General features: G+C 47.2%; 3 protein-coding genes. All 3 read left to right on the top strand.

The window, feature by feature from the left end; translation table 11 throughout:
- Positions 1-312 precede the first annotated feature (312 nt).
- The gene (locus Q0E19_RS11840; protein WP_294409749.1) at positions 313-1,290 is read left to right on the top strand and encodes an AAA family ATPase; all 978 of its coding nucleotides are present in this window, start codon (positions 313-315) and stop codon (positions 1,288-1,290) included.
- A 13-nt stretch (positions 1,291-1,303) separates the two neighbouring features.
- Positions 1,304-2,023, top strand: coding sequence for a glycosyltransferase (locus Q0E19_RS11970; RefSeq protein WP_365905118.1), 720 nt, complete (start codon positions 1,304-1,306; stop codon positions 2,021-2,023).
- A gap of 25 nt (positions 2,024-2,048) precedes the next feature.
- The coding region (locus Q0E19_RS11830; protein WP_294409748.1) for a radical SAM protein at positions 2,049-2,325 on the top strand (277 nt) is incomplete at its 3' end.

Here is a 2,325-nt window from a genome sequence, read left to right as displayed (position 1 = left end):
AATCCAGATGCATTACGGAAATTACCGATACGTTTTCCTAATGCAGAATAATCTAATGCCATGTGTGGTCCTCCTTATGAATCCCGCATAAGGCAGTACGATTATCCCGCATGAAAATGCACATAGCAACTGGTTATAGAAGAATTTAAGACCGCAAAAGATCACACCCCTATCTGCTGTGTGGTCTTAGGCTATTTTGCCACCTATCAGGTGGCAAAAAGGATAATGTGCCACCCAACAGGTGGCAGTCAAATCGTCATGCAATCCTTATAATATAAATGTAGAAAAGACTGCACATGGAAAGGAACGATGATGACGAGCAAAGGAGAAAAAGGGATTCTTACATTATATAGTGATGTACAGGCGACTTCTGTTCGTTGGCTGTGGTATCCGTTCATAGCAGTTGGGAAGATCACATTGCTGCAAGGCGACCCCGGCGATGGTAAGTCCACAATGATGATGAATCTGATAGCAGAGTTATCCAAAGGCGGAAAGCTGCCGGATGGCAAAGTAGTTGGATTATCGCAGAGGGTCATTTACCAATGTTCAGAAGATGGTGTGTCAGATACCATCAAGCCCCGGCTGGAAAAGTGTGGGGCAGATTGTGGGAATGTGGCTTTTATAAATGAAGAAACATACAGTGGTCTGACGCTGGATGATGAACGCATCCGGCAGGCTATTATAGAATTCCGGCCGAAACTGGTAGTCATCGACCCGATACAGGCATATCTCGGAAGTGATTCTGACCTTCAGATCGCAGGCAGAGCCAGAAAGCTGATGCAGCGTCTTGGTATGTGGGCATCCGTATACGATTGCGCCATTGTGCTCATTGGTCACCTCAACAAAAAAGAGGGGACAAAAGGTTTGTATCGGAGCCTTGGCAGTATTGATGTGGTGGCGGCCGCCCGGAGTGTCCTGCAGGTGGAGCGAGATCCAAAGAACACAGATGTCCGCATCGTCCGGCAGATAAAAAACAGTCTGGCTCCATCCGATGGAGAAATCAGATTTTCAATAACAGCGGAGCAGGGCTTCCAATGGCTGGAATGTGAAATAGTACAGGACCCGGTAGCAGAGCCGGAAACACCAGTATTTGAATCAAAGTCTGAAAAAGCAGCCTACCTGATTAAGAAGCTGCTTTCAGAAGATGATATGAGATCCAGAGAAATCTATATGCGGTTGAGTGATGAAGGTATTAGCCGCAGAACAGCAGAAAACACAAAGAAAGAACTCGGCATCCGAAGTTATCGGAAGATGCGCCAGTGGTATTGGAGCATAAAACCGGGAGAATGAGAGGAACTATAGAATGGGCAGTGGAACAGAAGCGATAGATCGTAAGCAGAGGATTAGGGACCGATATAGAGGCGTGGATACTTCCGAACTGGAGGTTATCCCTGCCAAAGCAGTGGAGGGGCTTGGAGAAAGCACCTCTATTCGTCGTGTCGCTGCCTATGTACGTGTTTCCACTGACAATGATGAACAGACCTCCTCGTATGAGCTTCAGAAAAATTATTATACGGACTACATTAAGGCACAGCCCGGCTGGGAGTTTGTTGGCATTTATGATGATGAAGGCATCGGCACACTCATCAAGGTCTGCAAGGAACTGCCGGATGTTCAGTTCATCTTCGCCGGTACCGGTCCTCTGGAAGAGACGGTAAATGGTATTAAGAACATCAAGAACGTTGGCTTCCAGAAAGGCGAGGCACTGGAAAAGCTCATCCGTGAGGCACGGTTCTCCATCTACCCGTCTGAGTGGTATGAGAACTGCCCGTTCTCCGTAATGGAATCCCAGATGTATGGCACACCGGTGCTGGGAGCGAACATCGGCGGTATCCCGGAACTGATTCAGGTCGGCAAGACCGGCGAGCTGTTTGAAAGCGGCAATGCCGAAGATCTGAAGAAGAAGATCGAGAAGCTCTGGGGTGATAAGAAGCTGTGCGAGCAGTATAGCAAGAACTGCAAGGACATCAGCTTCGATACCATTGATGAGTATTACGAGAAAATTATGAAGGTTTATAGATAAAAAGAGAGATAGAGGTATTAGAAAAATGGATAATAATAACGACAAGAAACTGAATGGTACGGTCATCGTCACTTATCGCTGCAACGCTCGTTGCTCCATGTGCAACCGTTATAAAGCACCTTCCAAGCCGGAAGAGGAAATCAGCATCGAAACCATCAAGAAGCTGCCGAAGATGTACTTTACCAACATCACTGGCGGCGAGCCGTTCATCCGCACCGACCTGAAAGATATTGTGCGCGAACTGTACAAGAAGTCTGACCGTATCGTTATTTCCACAAACGGGTTCTTTACCGACCGTATCG

This window comes from uncultured Ruminococcus sp. (assembly GCF_934476685.1).
Taxonomy (GTDB): domain Bacteria; phylum Bacillota; class Clostridia; order Oscillospirales; family Ruminococcaceae; genus Hominimerdicola.
Note: the sequence above shows the minus strand (reverse complement) of the source record. Positions and strands in the feature narration are given on the sequence as shown.

What these genes read in the sequence shown, in the direction of transcription:
- Q0E19_RS11840 (WP_294409749.1), top strand. Translation starts at nt 313, where the DNA reads ATGACGAGCAAAGGAGAAAAAGGGATTCTTACATTATATAGTGATGTA.
- Q0E19_RS11970 (WP_365905118.1), top strand. Translation starts at nt 1,304, where the DNA reads ATGGGCAGTGGAACAGAAGCGATAGATCGTAAGCAGAGGATTAGGGAC.